We start from the raw sequence: 16,952 nt of genomic DNA, 5'->3' as shown, positions 1-16,952 counted from the left end.
GTTCAGAGCCGACGCGCCCAGGTGAGACGGCCCTCGTCCATCAGCGCGTGGCCGTCGGCGCTTTCGGCGACGGCGATGTCGTGGGTGGCGATGATGACCGCGGCGCCGCGGCGGGCCTCGTTGCGGAGCAGGTCGAGGACGCGCTCGCGGTTCGTGCTGTCGAGCTCGCTGGTCGACTCGTCCGCCAGGATCACCTGGCCCTGCTGGGCGATGCCGCGGGCAACGGCCACCCGCTGCTGCTCACCACCGGACAACTCCTCGACCAGATGGTCGCCGCTCTCCTCCAGCCCGACGCCGGCGAGCGCTTCCGCGATGATCCGGTCCACCTCGTCGCTCGGCTTCTTTGCCGACAGCAACGGGATCGACAGGTTCTCCCGGGCGGTCAGCACCCGCGCGAGCCCGTTGCCCTGCGGAATCAGTACGACGCCGTGCGCCGCCGCGGCCGGCCGGTCCTCGATCACCAGACCGTCCACCTCGACCTGGCCCTTCGCCGGCCGCACTGCTCCGGCGATTGCCCACAGCAACGAACTCTTGCCGGCTCCGGACGGCCCGCTGACCGCGAGCACGAACCCGGGCGGGACCGCGAACGTCACGTCGTCGACGGCGGTCACGTCGCCGTACCGCACGGTCACCTGGCTCAGGCTGATCATCGGTTCCCCTCCTGCTCCACCGGGACGAGCCGGATCTCACCGTTGTCCGAGGTGACCTGGACGAGCGTCCCGGCCGGCAGCAGCTCGGCGACATGGGGTGGGAGCGGCAACGATCCGTCCGTCGCGACGACGGCGTACTCCTCGCCCGAACGACCCTCGGACGCGATCCGCCCGTCCCGGATGGTGATCGTGCGGGGGAGCGTCGCCGCGACCTCCGGGTCGTGGGTGACCAGCAGAACGGTCATCCCGGTCTCGGAGTTGATGGTCCGGATCGCTGTCAGCACCTCGTCCCGCGCGTGGTGGTCGAGCTGGCTGGTCGGCTCGTCGGCGAGCAGCAGCCCTGGGAACGTCGCGATCCCGACCGCGACCGCGCACAGCTGGATCTGGCCGGGCGTCAACGTGGTCAACGGCGTGTTCGCGTGCTGCTCGAGACCGACGAGCTCCAGCACGGCCTCGGGCTTCGGCAGGTCCCGGCCGCGGGGTGCGGCGCGCTGGGCGTACCGGATGTTGTCGGCGGGGGACAGGTACGGTAGGAGGTTCCGGCCGGCGCCCTGCAGCACGATGCCGACATCATTGGACCGCAGGTGGTCCAGCTCGGGTCCGGTCATCGTGGCGACGTTGTGCTCGCCGATCTGCAGCCGCCCGGCGCTCGGGGTGAGCAGACCGCCGCACAGCTGCAGCAGCGTCGACTTGCCCGCACCGGACGGTCCCAGCAGACCTACCAGCTCACCGGGCCGGATGGTGATCCCGATCCCCGACAGAGCCGCGACGTCGTGCCCGTGCGCTCGGTAGATGTGCACGAGACCCGTCGTGCTGATCGCCAGCCCGGTCATGTCAGGTCCTCCCGGATCCGGCTGTAGCTGGAGCGGCGGTTAACGCCGGTGCCGAGCAGCAGGGTCGTCGCCGCGAGTACCGCTGTACCGATCAGCCACAGCAGGATCGCGACCGGCCAGTTGATCGACAGGTCGAGTGGAACCGGCCCACCGGGGTCGGCGAACAGCGGTATCAGCGGCAGCGCGACCTTGGCCCCGATCACTCCGCACACCGACCCCAGCAGCACGGCCAGCACGACCGGACCGGTCTGCTCCCACCGCGCGGCTCGGCCTGTGGTCCCAGCAGGTACGCCGGTGATCCGCAGGCTCGCGTAGTCCTGCGTGCGCGACCGCCAGGTCGTCACGACGGTCAGCAGCAGTACGACGATCGCCAGCGCCCAGCCCGCGATGCCGACCAGCGGGGTCAGCTGCAGCGCCAGCGCGCTCGCCGACCGCGAGTACTCGTCGATCCGCTCCGCATGGTTGCCCGTCAGCTCCGCCTCGAACCCGGACTTGCCGAGCTGGTCGATGATCGCATCGGCGTGCGCCATCCCGTCCGCGTTCAGCCACAGCTCGAAGTCGGTGGCACCTTCGTCGACGCTGCCACCGAGGCGACGGGCCGTCTCCAGATCGGCCACCGCGGTCCGGTCGCTGTACCGGTTGACCGGTCCGCGCAGGCGGTCGATGCGGGTCAGCGTCATCGGCGTACCGTCGAGCGCCGGGCTGGTCGTCGTACCGTCGGCCCAGTGGTACTCCGGGCTGACCAGGGCCGGGATCACCGGCGGCACGGTCGCGTACTGGATGTACTGGTCGTTGCCGAGGCTCTTGGTCGCCAGCGTGAGCAGCCCGCCGGCCTTCGGGGTGACCGAGCCCGGGTCCGACTGGGTCGCCCGGATCGTCTTCCAGTCGTTCGGGGTGCCGAGCTGGATGCTCGGGTGGTCGTCGCTGGAGAGCTTGCTGATGGTCACGTCGCCTTGCAGACCCGCCTGGTCAAGGGCCTCCCGGCCGATGCCCAGGCGGAGCAGCTGACAGCCACCGAGGCAGTCCACCGAGGCCTGGAGCGTCTGCGGCTTGCCTGGCGCAAGCTTCATCGGCGGGAAGGTGACGAGGTAGCGGGCGCCGTTGCGCAGGCTGACCACGTTGGCCCGCAGCAGCACGGACTTGGGCTTGCCGGTCGCGATCGGCTCACCACTCTGGTCGCGGGCGACGATCTGCTTCATCTGACCGGTTGACGCGGTGACGGTGAGCTGCGCGCTGCGGAACTGGATCGGCTTGAGCTCGCTCGGTGCCTCCAGCAGCTTCCAGCCCTCGGCGTCGGTGAGTTGGTCGCCCCGGAACGCGATCCGGCGGAAGCTGTCCGGCTCGATCAGCATCGACTTCAGCGCGTCGGGGGAGGGCGGCCAGGACTCCACCACCGGGGTCAGCCAGTGCCGGTCCGGATCGATCCTGTCGACAGCTCGGGTGAAGTCGCCGAGATCCAGGGCGTTCATCTTCAACACGCCCTCGGCGCCGGTCTCGTACCCGGATCGGATCTCCCGGTTGTGCGCGCCGACCGAGGCGGCCTGCCCGGCGAACGCGAGCAACGCACCGGCGACGGCGACCGCGGCAACGATCCGGGTCACCACCGGGCGCCGCGACACCTGCAGCGCGCCAAGCGCGAGACCAAGCCTCCCGCGGCGGGCGGCGCGGCGGCTGATCAGACCTGCGGTGGGGAGGAGGAGGTAGGCGAAGGTCAGCCCGACCGCCAGCGCCAGCAGGGCCGGCGTGAGGACCGGCAGCGGGCCGTGGCCGTCGCCGGTCAGCGCGGCGAAGAGTCCGGCGACCGCGAACACGATGATGCACAGGTCGGCCACGGCGATCGCCGTACCCCGACGTCGTGGTGCTACTCGACGGAGGAGCGCCGAGATCGGCTGGCGGACGGCGCCGCGTACCTGGATCAGCACGACGACCAGTGCAACGACGAGGGCCAGCGCGGCGGCGACCGGTACGGTCCACGGCAGCTCCAGCGGAGCGCCGTACCGGAGCCAGGTGGCCCGCACGATCAGCAGGATGCCGAAGCCGGCGGCGATCCCGGACACCGTGCCGATCAGCACAGGCAGCCCGAGCTCGGCGAACATCGACCGCCCGGTACGGCGGGCCGACGCGCCCCGGAGCCGCGACAGCGCGATCTCCGGTCGGCGCTGGTCCACCACAGCGGCAAGTGCGAACGCCAGTACGACGACCGCGAACAGCGCGACCTGCACCATCACCAGCGGGATGATCGTGGTCGCCTGGTGGCGCTGGGTCTGCAGTTGTTCGATCACAGTGACGAGCGCGGACGTGTTGGTCGCGTTCTGCCCGCTCGCGGCCGCGTTGCCGTTCACCATCCGGGTCGCGTCGGCCATGCGGGTCAGATCGTCGAGCTGTGCGATGTGCGGCATCGGACGGGTGTCCATGGTCGAGGCACTGACCCACTGGGCCGCGCTCAGGGTGTCCCGGGTGGCGAAGAGGAAGTCCGACGACCCGGGGTCCTTGTCGACCGGCCGCCGGGAGTGGCTGACCGGCGTTCGCCCGTACCAGTACTCGCCCCGGGCCTGCTTGGGCTCGTAGAACCCGACCACGGTCAGCTTCGCGTCCGGCTTCAGACCGCCGTCGCTGGCGTGCGCGGCGAGCACCGTACCGACCTTGAACTCCCAGGTCGTCTTGTCCTTGACGCCGGCGATCACCTCGTTGGGCGCCTGCGGGCAGCGGCCTTCGACGACGGTGAGCTGCTCGCAGTACCCGTCCCGCCAGATCAGCTTGCCGGGGACGGACGGGTCCTGGCCGAAGGACGGCGTACGCCAGGCGACGTCGGAGTCCATACCGTGCAGCGGTGGGGTGAAGAGCGGCCTGACGTCGGCGGGGACGAGCTGGTCGAGGTCCTCGGGCTTGCTTGCCGGTGCGTCGGTGAACCGCGGGGCGGTCGCCTCCAGCTGCCAGGCCGACTCCAGCCACTGCTTGGAGAGCGTCTCGGTCATCACGGTCTGCTCGACCGCACGAGCGAACCACGGTGCGAACACCGCGCATGCGCCGATCAGCAGGCTGATTCCGGCCAGCACCAGCGACTGGGACCAGCGGTACCGCAGCGCCTGTCGCAGAAACATCAGACCCCCAGCGTTCCCCTTGGCCGGCCGGCTCCGCCTCGGCCCGTCTCGCTTTGCCCACCTCGCCCGCTGAATGTACGGAACGTTGCGGATGCTGTCCGGATCGGCGGCAAAATGTCACATTTTTGTTGCCTGACCCGGAATATGAGTCACAGATCGTGATCGGTCCGGGCTCCCTCCCACCATCGAGGCGGTCGGCGGTAGGTTCGGGGGCATGCGTGAATCCCAGCTCGGCGAACTGACCGTTTCCTGTCTCGGCCTCGGGTGCATGGGGATGTCCCAGGCGTACGGCGTGATCGCCGACGACGACGAGTCGATCGCGACCATCCACGCGGCCCTCGACGCCGGCTGTACCTTCCTCGACACCGCCGACATCTACGGCGACGACGGATCGAACGAGTCGCTGGTCGGCCGCGCGATCGCGGGCCGGCGGGACGAGGTGACGCTGGCAACGAAGTTCGGCTTCAAGCCGGCGCCGGGGGAGGCCGGGGTGCCGACCGTGGTGGACGGGTCGCCGGAGTACGCCGTACAGGCGCTGGACGCGTCGTTGCGGCGGCTCGGCGTCGATCACGTCGACCTCTGGTACCTGCACCGGAAGGACCCGAAGATCCCGATCGAGGAGACGGTCGGGGCGATGGCGTCGATGGTGACGGCCGGCAAGGTGCGGTACCTCGGGCTGTCCGAGGTGAACGGTTCGACCGTGCGGGCCGCGCACGCGGTGCACCCGATCACGGCCGTCCAAAGCGAGTGGTCGCTGTGGACGCGGGATCCGGAGACCGTCGTACTGCCGACGCTGCGCGAGCTGGGAATCGGGTTCGTGCCGTTCAGCCCGCTGGGGCGGGGGTTCCTGACCGGGCAGATCAAGTCGCCTGCCGATTTCCCTGCGGACGACATGCGGCGGGGGTTGCCGCGGTTCCAGGGGGAGAACTTCCAGCGGAACCTGGATCTGGTGGCGAAGGTGGAGGAGCTGGCGGCGGCGCGGTCGGTGACTCCGGGGCAGCTGGCGCTCGCGTGGTTGCTTGCGCAGGGCAATGATGTGGCGCCGATCCCCGGGACGAAGCGGCGGTCCTACCTGGCGGAGAACCTGGCTGCCGTCTCGGTGGAACTGACATCCGACGAGTTGGCTGCGCTGGATGCCGCGTTCCCACCGGACGCCGGCTCCGGCGATCGGTACGCACCCGGTGGGATGGACCTGGTGGGCCAGTGATCGGCCTTACCGGGGCGACCGGTCAGCTGGGGTCCCGGATCGCGCGGTTGCTGGCCTCGTCCGGCGTACCGCTGCGGATGGTCGTGCGCGACGTGGGCCGGGCGCCGTCGTTGCCGGGGGCCTCGGCGGTGCAGGCGGCGTACGGCGAGCATGCCGCGTTGCTGAACGCGCTGGACGGGGTCGACGTACTGATGCTGATCAGCGCCAGCGAGTCGGCGGACCGGGTTTCATTGCATAAGGCAACGGTTGACGCGGCGGTGGCGGCCGGGGTGCGGCGGATCGTCTACACGTCGTTCGTCGGGGCGGCGCCGGGGGCGACGTTTACCTTCGCCCGGGACCATTGGCACACCGAGGAGCACATCCGGGCGTCGGGTGTGGACTTCACGTTCCTGCGGGACAACCTCTACCTGGACTTCGTCACGGGGTACGTGGGAGAGGACGGGGTGATTCGCGGGCCGGCCGGGGACGGGCGGGTGGCGGCGGTGGCCCGGGACGACGTGGCGGCGGTGGCGGCGCGGGTGCTGGTGGATCCGGGACATGTGGGTGCTACCTACGATTTGACCGGGCCGACCGCGTTTTCGCTGGCTGAGGCTGCCGCGGTGCTCGGGGACGCTTGGGGGCGGCGGATCCGGTACGAGCCGGAGACGCTGGACGAGGCCTATCGGTCGCGGGAGTCGTACGGTGCTCCGGCGTGGGAGGTGGCCGGGTGGGTCACGTCGTACGCCGCGATCGCCAGCGGGGAGCTGGGGAAAGTTTCGTCGGCTGTCCTGGACATCACGGGGCAAGAGCCGATCAGCCTCGAGTCGTTTGTCGGTCGCGGGTGAGACACTGATCGGGTGCCGCTCTACCGGGATCAGGCGATCGTGCTGCGTACCCAGAAGCTGGGTGAGGCCGACCGGATCGCCACGCTGCTGACCCGCGCGCACGGCAAGGTCCGTGCGGTCGCGAAGGGGGTCCGGCGTACCTCGTCGCGGTTCGGCGCGCGGTTGGAGCCTTTCAGCCACGTCGACCTGCAGCTGGCTGTGGGCCGGACGCTCGACGTCGTCACGCAGGCCGAGTCGATCGCGGCGTACGGCGAGGGCATCGTCGGCGACTACGCCCGCTACACCACCGGCACCGTGCTGCTGGAGACCGCCGACCGCCTGGTCGTCGAGGAGAAGGAACCCGCAACCCAGCAGCATCTCCTGCTCGCCGGGGCTCTGCGCGTCCTCTCCACCGGCGAACGCGAACCAGGCCTGGTCCTGGACTCCTTCCTCCTCCGCTCCCTCTCCATCTCCGGCTACGCCCCCAGCTTCGCCGACTGCGCCCGCTGCGGCGACCCAGGCCCCCACCGAGCCTTCAACCCCGCCGCCGGCGGCATGGTCTGCACCACCTGCCGCCCCCCAGCCTCAGCCATGCCCGCCCCCGCCACCATCACCCACCTAGCCGCCCTCCTCACCGGCGACTGGCCCACAGCCCTCCAAGCCGACCCCCGAACCCGCCGAGAATCCACCGGCCTAATAGCCGCCTTCTTCACCTACCACCAAGAAAACCAACTCCGCTCCCTCCCCCACCTCGACCTGACCGCAGGCGGGGCCTGAGGGATTGGCCTACCACCCTCGACCGGGCCAGCCGAGTGGGCCGGGGGCGGGCTCCCGCCGGACGTTCGGTCCGCTGCTGCGAGGCGGGCGTCTTGTGGCTGGCGGCAGGTGCGCTGCCGATCCGGAGCGGGCGAGAGAACCGCAAGGGCTGCTGGCCGGCCCAGGCTTGAGCGATCGCGCGTCCGGCATCGAGGTCCGCCTGGCGTGAGGGCGTGCGGGGGATGCTGGGCTGGGCGTCGAAGCGGCGCAGACCGGGCTGCTCGTCGTGCCGGTGCCGCCTCAGACGCGCGAGAACGTGCACGTAGACGTTGTTGACGCCACGCCTGGGCTTGATCGCGAGCAGCTCGCGCCGAGGCGCCTCGATCGGTCCGTGCTCGCGGAACACCAAGCGGTAGTCGGCAGGTTTCGCCGGATCCGAACGGAGGTACACCGCGACACAGTCGCGGAGATCGCCCTCGCCTGGCTTCCAGGTCAGCCCGTGATGCCCATTGGTCTTTCCCTCGGCGAGGTCGAGCAAGGTGCGCAGTACCTCACGCCTGAGTGCAGCCTCGGGACCGCCAGGGTTCCAGCCCGCCGCGAGGTCGAGCCGGCGGTAGTCGAGGTTGAACGCGGGGCCCGCCACCAGTTCGTACCGGGCCGGGCCGCTCACGATCCGTCGCGGCCCTCACGACGCAACTCCTCGAGCAGAGCCTGCGTCTCCGGCCCCATCTGAGCGGCCCACTCGTCCAGGTCCAACGGCCGGCTGTCAGGCAACGGCTCCGAGGCATAGATCGTCCGCGTCGGATCGTCCATGACCCCCGGTGGGGGCTGGTGATCCCCGCGCAGCCGCCGGTACTGCGCGGCCGACATCACGATTGCCTCCGCCTGCCCGTTCTCACCCCAGACAACCGGCGCCACGCCTCCCGCCACGATCTCGTCCAACCTCGCAGCGAGAACCTCAGGCGAGACCACCTCGTCCGGCAGGGCGAGCCTGTCCCACCCCTCGATGTCCTCGAACTCCTCGTACGTCAGCACGACCGCATCCGGCCCGCCGTTCCCAAAACTGAACGCCCGAGTCTGCCCCGCCCGAAACCTGACCAGAACCGCCGGCAACTCGTCCCGCAACTCCTCAACCGACCGCCAGCTCACCGACACCCCTCCTTCCCCACCCCCACAACCGCACCCCCACCAGGATCCACCAAAACCGGCACCCCCTCCCCAATCCGCAACCGAGTGCCGGCTTCCTGCGTCATCGAGATCTCCCCAGAATCCCCCAACGTGCTCCGCCACGTGACGTCCCACTGCGCAACAGCCGTCACCGGGTACCTGCAGTCCGATAGCTTGCTGGACGTTTTCTTATAGCGGTGGCCACAGGTGGGGGAATCCTTGATGCCCATTGACGCGGCGTACGGCGTGCCCGGACCTTCGCAGCGGATGGTGTTTCCGTCTCCCATTGACCAGTTGACTGCCTTGACCTGGGCCGTTGCCGTGACCGTCAGTCCTGGCACGCTGGCACTTCGTTGGATGGGTCCCCATGTGCTCTCTGTCTTGGTCACCCACAGCCAGACAGGCATGTTCACGAGGCCGACTTGGCCGACCGCAGGCGCCGTCTTGATCAAAGGTGGAGCCAGGTGCATCTGCGCGATCGCCTGATAGGCCAGAGTTACCGGATCGACGACCGCGATGTCCGGTCGGCCAGGGATCCAGACCCAGCGCGTCACGAGGTGTTTGCCTTTGTCGTAGCCCTCCTCGCGGACGCACGCCCAGACCGCCCCGTCGGTATGGCCTTCCCAGGCGGGATCGCTGTAAGGGGGCTGCGGACTCAGGCTTTGGAGGTAGCACTGGTTGCTGTTCGACCAACTGCCCAGCGCGGAGGTGCAAGCTTGTGGAGCGCCGCCGAACTGGCAGACCGGCTTGGTATGCCCAGCAGGCTTGGCAGGATCGTCCGTGTCGCCCTCACCCTCCGCCACAGACCGCAAGATCCACATGCAGTCGTGAGTGGTGTTGCAGACCAGAACGTAATCGCCCGCGGGCTTCGGCGGCACGGCGCCTTCTGCCGGCGCATTCTGTACAAGCGTGATGCCGGCCAGCGCGACAGCACCGACAAGCATGCGAATTGTTGCTCTCAACATGAGCCGGAATCTTTCTCGTCCACGAGGAACCATGCCTTCTTGGTCTGTCCAACGGGAGGCGCATAAACGACCGAGGCCAGCACCTTGTGCCGCTTTCCGTTGCCAGGTCCGACAGGAACCGGCTTGTGGCTCTTCTGGAAACGCAGCATCGTCTTGGACGTGTCCAGGCAGACAGCCAGAAGCACCTGAGGCTGCTCCGCCTCGAGCTTGACTGACGTCGCACCTACCGAACTCAGAACCACCTTGCCGTGCTGGTACCAACCACGATCCCTGTCGAACTGCACATCGCCGAGTACCTGAATCACCCAGTTACCGCCGTTACCCGCCTCCCGAAGCTTCTCCGGAGTAGCGGCCTTCGGATTGTTGAGCGCCAGATCAATCGCAGCCCGCGCCGTCACGTACCGCGCCTTTGCCGCGGTGATGGCTGTTTGCTCTTCAGGGGTCCAGGCGAGGGTCGAGGGTGCGGAGGGGTTTGGGGTGGGTGTGGGGGACTGGGAGGTGGGGGTGGTGTCTGGGCGGCCGGCCTCTGGGGAGCCTTGGCAGGCTGTGAGGGTGGTGAGGGCGCAGAGGGTTGCCAAGGTGGGGAGGAGGGCCGGGTGGCGCATTGAGGGGGCTCCTTTGGGTGGGGTTGTGTAAAGGGTTGCATACGGAGGGTGGTGGGTGGGGTGGTTATCCACAGGGTGCGGGGGGTGGTGGGAGGATCTGGGGCATGTCGCCTATTGGTCGTCGTCGGGGTCGGGGAGTGGTGGAGGGGGATGGGCGGGGGAAGGTGGTGGTGCCGCCGGAGCCGCATCCGTCGGGGGAGCGGGTGCCGGGGATTCCGTTGGAGTTCGTGCCTCGGCATGTGGCGATCGTGATGGACGGGAACGGGCGCTGGGCGAAGGAGCGGGGGCTGCCGCGGACGGAGGGGCATCGGGCGGGAGAGGCGTCGTTGCTCGATGTGATCAAGGGCGGGATCGAGATCGGGGTGAAGTACCTCTCGGCATACGCGTTCTCGACCGAGAACTGGTCGCGCTCACCCGAGGAAGTGCGCTTCCTGATGGGGTTCAACCGGGAGGTGATCCACCGCCGCCGCGACGAGCTCGACGCGATGGGTGTCCGGGTGGTCTGGTCCGGCCGAAGGCCGCGGCTGTGGAAGAGCGTGATCGACGAGCTGGAGTACGCGCAGGAGCGGACCAAGCACAACGACACCATCACCTTGCAGTTCTGCGTGAACTACGGCGGCCGCGCCGAGCTCGCCGACGCGATGCGCTCGATCGCCCGCGAGGTTGCCGAGGGCAAGCTCAAGCCGGACCGGATCACCGAGGCCACCGTCGCCCGGCACCTCTACGCCCCGGACATCCCCGAGGTCGACCTCTACATCCGCCCGTCCGGCGAGCAGCGCACCAGCAACTTCCTGATCTGGCAGCTCGCGTACGCCGAGATGGTGTTCATGGACACGCTCTGGCCGGACTTCGACCGCCGACACCTCTGGCAGGCGATCGAGCAGTACGCCCAGCGAGACCGCCGGTACGGCGGAGCAGTGCCGAACCCGGTGCCCGACGGTGGGAACGGATCCGGCCCCACGAGCGTCTAGGTTCGATGCAGTGATCAACCAACCGGAGGGCAGGCATGACGTACGACGCGGCGCACCTGGACGGGCGGAGCCCAACCCACCACGCGGTGGCCGATGCGCACGCGGCGGTGCAGTCCCTGCCGTTCGACCTGAGTGAGCTCGAGGCGTCCGTCGACGACCAGTTCGACGTGCTGTCCGACCTGCGCGCCAAGGTCGGTGAGATCCGGGCGACCGAGACCAGCGCGCTCGACGCCCCGCCGACGCAGAGGGAGGCGGCCGACGCACTGGTCCGGGCGCGGTTCACCGAAGCAACCAAGCTCGCCGGGGAGCTGATCGAGGGACTCAAGGGCGATCTCGAGACCCTCACCGAGCTCGAGGAGAAGCTGGCCAAGCACGAGACGCGGCTCGGGGAGAGCGTCGAGAACCTGGACCGGCTGGAGCAGCCGCCCGGTCAGCGGACCGAGGGGACCGCCGTTCTGCGGGACAGGCTCGAGTTCCTCCGGACGACGGTCGGCGACTCACGGGCCTCGTTGCAACGCGCGATCGAGACGGTAGGCAAGGAAGAGAGCGGTGCGGTGGGTACGGCGGCCGCGCTGGAGCGGGCGGAGTATGCCGTCAGCAAGAAGCGTGAGCACTCCGGCGCCGTAGAGAAGACCGGCAACACCCTGAACGAGCAGCTCCAGTCGCTCCGTGGAGAGCTCTACACCTGCCAGGACATCGTGTACGACCGGTGGCAAGCGACGAACGCGGTAGCTGAGGTCGACGTCGACGCCGCGCTGGCGACTGCGGCCGACCCCACCCGCACCAACGCCGTCGCTGCCGGGCCAGTGCCCGCCGTCGACCCAGCCCTCGCCGAAACGGCACGCGTCGCCGCCAACCCGACCGCGAGAGAAGGTCAGCAGCCACGGGGTCTGGCGGATGAACGGCAGCCGGGCGAGGCCGTCGAGATTCACCAGAAGTACGCCTACAGCCCAGGCAATGGCGGTATCACCAAGGATCACTAAGGCGTAGCTCGCGGGTGCGGCAGCAGACCGCGCTCGATGGCAACCGTGACGGCCCGGGTGCGGTCGTCCACGTCCAGCTTGGCGAACAGCCGCTGCAGATGCGTCTTGACCGTCGCCTCGCCGATGAACAGCTCCCGCCCGATCTCCGCGTTGCTCAGCCCACGCGCCACCGCCGCCAGCACCTCCAGCTCACGCGGTGACGGTACGCCGGCCGGCGGCGCGGCCGGCGTACGCAGACGCGACATCAACCGAGCAGCGACCGGCGGAGCAAGGACCGTCTCGCCACGAGCAGCCGCACGGATCCCGTCCAGCAGCTCCGTGTGCGGTGTGTCCTTCAGCAGGTACCCCGCGGCACCCGCCTCGACCGCATGCAGGATGTCCGTGTCCGTGTCGTACGTCGTCAGCACCAGCACCCGCGTCGCCGGGTACCCGGACACGATCGCCCCCGTCGCAGTGACCCCGTCCATCCGCGGCATCCGCAGATCCATCAGTACGACGTCAGGCCGCGTCGACTCCACCACCGCGAGCGCCTCCGCCCCGTCGCCCGCCTCGCCGACCACGCTGATGTCGTCGGTCACCGCGAGCATCCCGGTCAGGCCGGACCGCACTACCGGGTGGTCGTCGACCACCACCACTGAGATCACAGGTCCTCCTGCACAGCCGGGATCAGCACCTGCACACGTGTACCACGTCCAGGTGCACTCTCGACCTGCACCGACCCACCGGACTCCTCGACCCGCCCGCGCATCGCGTTCAACCCGAACCCACCTGACACCGCGTCCGGCGTGAATCCGGTCCCGTCGTCGCGGATCTCGATCCCCACCCCGCTGTCCGACCACGCCAGCGTAATGAGCACCTGCGTCGCCGCAGCATGCTTCCGGACGTTCGCCAGCGCCTCTTGTGCCGACCGCAGCAGCACCACCTGCTGCGCCTGCGGTAGCGCCGCCACCTCGTCGTCGGGCATGTCCAGCACCACCTGCACGTCCACACCGGTCTCCGCAGCGAACCGCTCCGCCTGCCGACGCAGTACCTCGGTCAGCGTTGCCTCGGACAACGCGACCGGAGTGAACGCGGCAACGAGCGCACGCGCCTCGGCCAGGTTCTCCCGGGCGGTGTCCTCGATCGCTGCCAGCCGAGCGGCCGCGTCGTCGGCTCCGCCGCGCTGCAGCTCCACCTGAGCGGCCTGGGACAGCATGACGATGCTCGTCATCCCCTGTGCGAGCGTGTCGTGGATCTCCCGCGCCATACGCTCCCGCTCAGCCATCACACCGGCGCTGTGGTGCGCCTCAGCGAGCTGGTCCCGCGCCGACTCGAGCTGCTCGATCAGCTCGGCCCGCTGCTGGCTCTGGGTGATCACCTTCTCGATCCAGATCCCGAACAGCAGGCTGACCACAAGGCTGACCAGCATCCACGGCAGGATGTTCCAGAACGCGTCCCAGCCCCACCCGGCGTTCCACAGTTGCGCCGCACCGACCCCGGTCACCAGCAGCAGGCTCAGGCCGGCGCCCTCGCGCACGTCCTGGCACAGCAACCAGATCTGCGCCGACGCGATGAACATCAGGAACACCGACTGCGGGTACAGCCCGATCAGCACCATCAGTGCGGCGATCAGAACCAACCTATAGGCGTACGACGGCAACCGCCGCCGCGACCGGATCGCCGGCAGCCCCACGAACTGGTACGCCGCACCCAGCACCACCGCGGCGCCGACGAAAACCGCCTGCCGCGCCGCACTCAAACCGTCCAGGAACGACAAACCCACTGTCGTCGCCAGCAACACCCAGAACACGATGTGCCATCCGACGAGGGCCCGCGTCCACACCGGCTGTCCGGCGGCAGAGGTCTCCACGGCCACCATCTTCCTCCACACCAGGAGCCACAGACGAGGCCCGGCCAGCGCGGGGGAAGCGGACAGCTCGGTACGACGCCGGTCCGGAAGGTCCGACGCCGTACCGGTGAGGGCGTTCATCAGCCCGCGTCCCGGCGCGTCCAGCGGAACACCCGCTGGGCGAGGAACAGGCCGACCACCAGCCAGACCGTGAGCACGATCGCGCCGGTGCCCAGCTGCCACGAGTGACCCGGCTCGCTCGCCTCCATCGCGTCCGGCAGGAACACCGAGCGCATGCCCTGGGCGAGCCACTTGAGCGGGAAGAACTCGGAGACCGTCTGCATCCAGGTCGGCAGGCTGCTGTAGACGAAGTACACACCGGAGATGAACTGCAGCAGCAGGACGATCGGCGTGATCACGGCCGGCGCACCCTTGCCCGACTTCGGCACCACCGAGAACGCGATCCCCAGGACCGAGCCGGACGCAGTACCGAGCACGAAGATCCAGACGAAGCGCAGCCACTTCTCCGGCTCGGTCGGGATGTCGACGCCGAGCAGCAGGCCGGCGATCAGCAGCAGCAGGCCGAACTGCAGGATCGAGGTGGCCAGCACCATGCCGATCTTGCCGATGAAGTACGACTGCGGGGACATCGGCGTACCGCGGAGCCGCTTCAGCACGTCCTGGTCGCGCTCGACCGCGATCTGGATGGCGAGCGACTGGAAGCTGGTCAGGAAGATGCCGGAGGCAATCATTCCCGGGGTGAAGTAGGTGGCCGCGTTGACGCCACCGGAGAAGTCGGTGCCGCTGAACACGGCCGAGAAGATGCCGAGGAAGATGATCGGGAAGAAGAACGTAAAGATCAGCTGCTCGCGCTCGCGGAAGAACTCCTTCACCTCGATCTTCGCCCGGGAGACGCCGACCTTCAGCGGCGAGGGGAGGGTGGCGGTGGTGCTCATCGGGTCGCTCCTTCGAGGGCCGGCTCGGCGGTGACCGATCCGATCAGTTCCAGGTAGATGTCTTCCAGGCTGGGTCGCCGTACCTCGAGCTCCGGGACCTCGCCGCCGTACTCCGCCAGCAGCCGGGCGACCTCCGCGGTCGGCTGGTCGGTGCGGACCTCGCGCATGCCGTCCGCGCTCAGCCAGGAGACGCGTGCGGTCCGGGCGCCGCGGCCGCCGAGAGTTTCCGGCGTCGCGACCTCGATCATCCGGCCGTCGGCGATCACGCCGACCCGGTCGGCGAGGTGCTCGGCCTCGTCGAGGTAGTGGGTGGTGAGCAGGATCGTCGTGCCCTCGGTGCGGAGCTCCTCGATCAGCGTCCAGAACTGCCGGCGCGCCTCCGGGTCGAACCCGGTGGTCGGCTCGTCCAGGAACAGCAGCTCCGGGTTGCCGATCACGCCGAGCGCGACGTCGAGGCGGCGGCGCTGGCCGCCGGACAGCTTGCGGGTCCGGGTCCGCCGCTTCTCCTCCAGCCCGACCGCGGCGATCACCTGCTCAGGGTCGCGTGGGTGTGGGTAGTAGCCGGCGAAGTGGTTGATGACCTCGCTCACGGTCAGCTCGGGCTCGTCGCGGCTGGTCTGTGCGACGATCCCGATCCGGGACCGCCAGACCCGGTCGCCGTGCGCCGGGTCGGTGCCCAGCACGCTGATCTCGCCCTCGTCGGCCCGGCGATACCCCTCCAGGATCTCCGTGGCCGTCGTCTTGCCGGCCCCGTTCGGGCCGAGCAGGGCGAAGACCTCGCCCCGGTGGATGTCCAGGTCGACACCGTTGACCGCGACCTTGTCCGGGTACCGCTTGACCAGGCCGCGCACCCGCACTGCGTTGTCTGTCTCCATGCCTCAACTCTCGCGGTCCGGCGTGGTCCGCAGGGAGCATCGGCAGGATGACGCCATGTCCCCCGACCGGTGGACACCGCGGTGTACTCCGTCCGGCGCGACCCGCCACGCCCGGGGAGGCTGACGGGACCGGGGTACGGCGGTTAGCGTCGGGGAATGGCTCAGACGGTGCGTGGTGTGGTGGCGGCGAGCAAGGGTGCGCCGGTGTCGATCGAGCAGATCACGATCCCGGACCCCGGCCCTGGTGAGGCCGTGGTGCGAGTGCAGGCGTGCGGTGTCTGCCACACGGACCTGCACTACCGGGAGGGCGGGATCAACGACGAGTTCCCGTTCCTGCTCGGGCACGAGGCCGCGGGGATCGTGGAGGCGGTCGGCGACGGGGTGACGGACCTGCAGCCGGGCGACTTCGTCGTACTGAACTGGCGGGCCGTGTGCGGGAACTGTCGCGCGTGCCTGCGCGGGCGGCCGTGGTACTGCTTCAACACGCACAACGCGAACCAGAAGATGACGCTCGCGGACGGGACCGAGCTGAGCCCGGCGCTCGGGATCGGGGCGTTCGCGGAGAAGACGCTGGTCGCGGCCGGTCAGTGCACGAAGGTCGATCCGGCCGCGAAGCCTGAGGTCGCCGGGCTGCTCGGCTGTGGGGTGATGGCCGGTCTGGGCGCCGCGATCAACACGGGCAACGTCGGTCGTGGTGACACCGTGGCGGTGATCGGCTGCGGTGGTGTCGGTACTGCGGCGGTCGTCGGCGCTCGGCTGGCCGGCGCGGCCAAGATCATCGCGATCGACATCGACGAGCGGAAGCTGGTCACGGCGCAGGAGCTCGGGGCGACCCACACGATCAACTCGAGGTCGCTCGACCACAACGGGGTGGTCGCGGCGGTGCAGGAGCTGACCGGTGGGTTCGGCGCGGACGTGGTGATCGACGCGGTCGGTCGGCCGGAGACGTGGAAGCAGGCGTTCTACGCGCGCGACCTCGCCGGCACGGTGGTCCTGGTCGGCGTACCCACGCCCGACATGCGCCTGCAGATGCCGCTCCTCGACTTCTTCGGTCGCGGCGGCTCGCTGAAGTCCAGCTGGTACGGCGACTGCCTCCCGACCCGCGACTTCCCCCTCCTCATCGACCTCCATCTCCAAGGCCGCCTCCCCCTCGACCGCTTCGTCTCCGAAACGATCACCCTTGACGAGGTAGAAGCAGCCTTCACCAAGATGCACCACGGCGACGTACTCCGCTCGGTGGTCGTCTTCTGAG

17 protein-coding genes are annotated in these 16,952 nt (G+C 69.3%); 6 read left to right on the top strand and 11 right to left on the bottom strand.

Features of this window, described 5'->3' with window-relative positions; genetic code table 11:
• Positions 1 to 2: 2 nt before the first annotated feature.
• The 3 genes from AB0E69_RS38720 to AB0E69_RS38710 are packed head-to-tail and all read right to left on the bottom strand — an operon-like array spanning position 3 to position 4,584.
• Positions 3 to 650, bottom strand: coding sequence for an ATP-binding cassette domain-containing protein (locus tag AB0E69_RS38720; RefSeq protein ID WP_360158557.1), 648 nt, complete (start codon positions 648 to 650; stop codon positions 3 to 5).
• Positions 647 to 1,483: an ATP-binding cassette domain-containing protein gene (locus tag AB0E69_RS38715; RefSeq protein ID WP_360158554.1), complete on the bottom strand. Its 837-nt coding sequence runs from the start codon at positions 1,481 to 1,483 to the stop codon at positions 647 to 649. Before AB0E69_RS38715 ends, AB0E69_RS38720 begins: the two co-directional genes overlap by 4 nt.
• Positions 1,480 to 4,584, bottom strand: a complete 3,105-nt coding sequence (locus AB0E69_RS38710; RefSeq protein ID WP_360158551.1) for an FtsX-like permease family protein — start codon at positions 4,582 to 4,584, stop codon at positions 1,480 to 1,482. Before AB0E69_RS38710 ends, AB0E69_RS38715 begins: the two co-directional genes overlap by 4 nt.
• 214 nt (positions 4,585 to 4,798) lie before the next feature.
• Between AB0E69_RS38710 and AB0E69_RS38705 the strand changes: the two genes are divergently transcribed.
• Genes AB0E69_RS38705 through recO form a run of 3 tightly spaced genes read left to right on the top strand, consistent with a single transcriptional unit; the run spans position 4,799 to position 7,371 of the window.
• On the top strand, positions 4,799 to 5,791 hold the full coding sequence (locus tag AB0E69_RS38705) for an aldo/keto reductase (protein WP_360158548.1): 993 nt from the start codon (positions 4,799 to 4,801) through the stop codon (positions 5,789 to 5,791).
• Positions 5,788 to 6,615 carry an SDR family oxidoreductase gene (locus AB0E69_RS38700; protein ID WP_360158545.1) on the top strand — a complete coding sequence of 276 codons (828 nt, stop codon included), beginning with the start codon at positions 5,788 to 5,790 and terminating at the stop codon, positions 6,613 to 6,615. The genes AB0E69_RS38705 and AB0E69_RS38700 overlap by 4 nt, the downstream gene beginning before the upstream one ends.
• Before the next feature lie 12 nt (positions 6,616 to 6,627).
• Positions 6,628 to 7,371, top strand: a complete 744-nt coding sequence (gene recO / locus AB0E69_RS38695; protein WP_360158542.1) for a DNA repair protein RecO — start codon at positions 6,628 to 6,630, stop codon at positions 7,369 to 7,371.
• On the opposite strand, the gene AB0E69_RS38690 is transcribed toward recO, so the two are convergent.
• Genes AB0E69_RS38690 through AB0E69_RS38675 form a run of 4 tightly spaced genes read right to left on the bottom strand, consistent with a single transcriptional unit; the run spans position 7,304 to position 9,880 of the window.
• Entirely contained in the window at positions 7,304 to 8,020 is a 717-nt protein-coding gene (locus AB0E69_RS38690; protein ID WP_360158539.1) for a hypothetical protein, read from the bottom strand. The genes recO and AB0E69_RS38690 overlap by 68 nt on opposite strands.
• Entirely contained in the window at positions 8,017 to 8,499 is a 483-nt protein-coding gene (locus AB0E69_RS38685; RefSeq protein WP_360158536.1) for a hypothetical protein, read from the bottom strand. Before AB0E69_RS38685 ends, AB0E69_RS38690 begins: the two co-directional genes overlap by 4 nt.
• A complete protein-coding gene (locus AB0E69_RS38680; RefSeq protein ID WP_360158533.1) occupies positions 8,496 to 9,461 on the bottom strand; it encodes a hypothetical protein in 966 nt (321 codons plus the stop codon). The genes AB0E69_RS38685 and AB0E69_RS38680 overlap by 4 nt, the downstream gene beginning before the upstream one ends.
• A gap of 14 nt (positions 9,462 to 9,475) precedes the next feature.
• Entirely contained in the window at positions 9,476 to 9,880 is a 405-nt protein-coding gene (locus tag AB0E69_RS38675) for a hypothetical protein (RefSeq protein ID WP_360158530.1), read from the bottom strand.
• Between the two features lie 311 nt (positions 9,881 to 10,191).
• Between AB0E69_RS38675 and AB0E69_RS38670 the strand changes: the two genes are divergently transcribed.
• Both AB0E69_RS38670 and AB0E69_RS38665 read left to right on the top strand, forming a co-directional pair.
• A complete protein-coding gene (locus tag AB0E69_RS38670; protein WP_360158527.1) occupies positions 10,192 to 11,058 on the top strand; it encodes an isoprenyl transferase in 867 nt (288 codons plus the stop codon).
• A 35-nt stretch (positions 11,059 to 11,093) separates the two neighbouring features.
• Complete coding sequence (locus AB0E69_RS38665) at positions 11,094 to 12,041, top strand: hypothetical protein (protein WP_360158524.1); 948 nt, start codon at positions 11,094 to 11,096, stop codon at positions 12,039 to 12,041.
• On the opposite strand, the gene AB0E69_RS38660 is transcribed toward AB0E69_RS38665, so the two are convergent.
• Genes AB0E69_RS38660 through AB0E69_RS38645 form a run of 4 tightly spaced genes read right to left on the bottom strand, consistent with a single transcriptional unit; the run spans position 12,038 to position 15,700 of the window.
• Entirely contained in the window at positions 12,038 to 12,685 is a 648-nt protein-coding gene (locus AB0E69_RS38660) for a response regulator transcription factor (RefSeq protein WP_360158521.1), read from the bottom strand. The two genes, AB0E69_RS38665 and AB0E69_RS38660, sit on opposite strands and share 4 nt — an antisense overlap.
• On the bottom strand, positions 12,682 to 14,010 hold the full coding sequence (locus AB0E69_RS38655; RefSeq protein WP_360158518.1) for a sensor histidine kinase: 1,329 nt from the start codon (positions 14,008 to 14,010) through the stop codon (positions 12,682 to 12,684). The genes AB0E69_RS38660 and AB0E69_RS38655 overlap by 4 nt, the downstream gene beginning before the upstream one ends.
• Positions 14,010 to 14,825 (bottom strand): ABC transporter permease, encoded by an 816-nt coding sequence (locus tag AB0E69_RS38650; RefSeq protein ID WP_360158515.1) that lies wholly within the window; start codon positions 14,823 to 14,825, stop codon positions 14,010 to 14,012. Before AB0E69_RS38650 ends, AB0E69_RS38655 begins: the two co-directional genes overlap by 1 nt.
• Positions 14,822 to 15,700, bottom strand: a complete 879-nt coding sequence (locus AB0E69_RS38645; protein WP_360158512.1) for an ABC transporter ATP-binding protein — start codon at positions 15,698 to 15,700, stop codon at positions 14,822 to 14,824. The genes AB0E69_RS38650 and AB0E69_RS38645 overlap by 4 nt, the downstream gene beginning before the upstream one ends.
• 156 nt (positions 15,701 to 15,856) lie before the next feature.
• Between AB0E69_RS38645 and AB0E69_RS38640 the strand changes: the two genes are divergently transcribed.
• A complete protein-coding gene (locus AB0E69_RS38640; RefSeq protein ID WP_360158509.1) occupies positions 15,857 to 16,951 on the top strand; it encodes an S-(hydroxymethyl)mycothiol dehydrogenase in 1,095 nt (364 codons plus the stop codon).
• The last annotated feature ends 1 nt before the right edge of the window (position 16,952 follow it).

The sequence above is a fragment of the Kribbella sp. NPDC026611 genome (assembly GCF_040638345.1).
Classification (GTDB): domain Bacteria; phylum Actinomycetota; class Actinomycetes; order Propionibacteriales; family Kribbellaceae; genus Kribbella.
The sequence above is the reverse complement of the archived record's forward strand: the minus strand, read 5'-3'. Positions and strand labels throughout refer to the sequence as shown.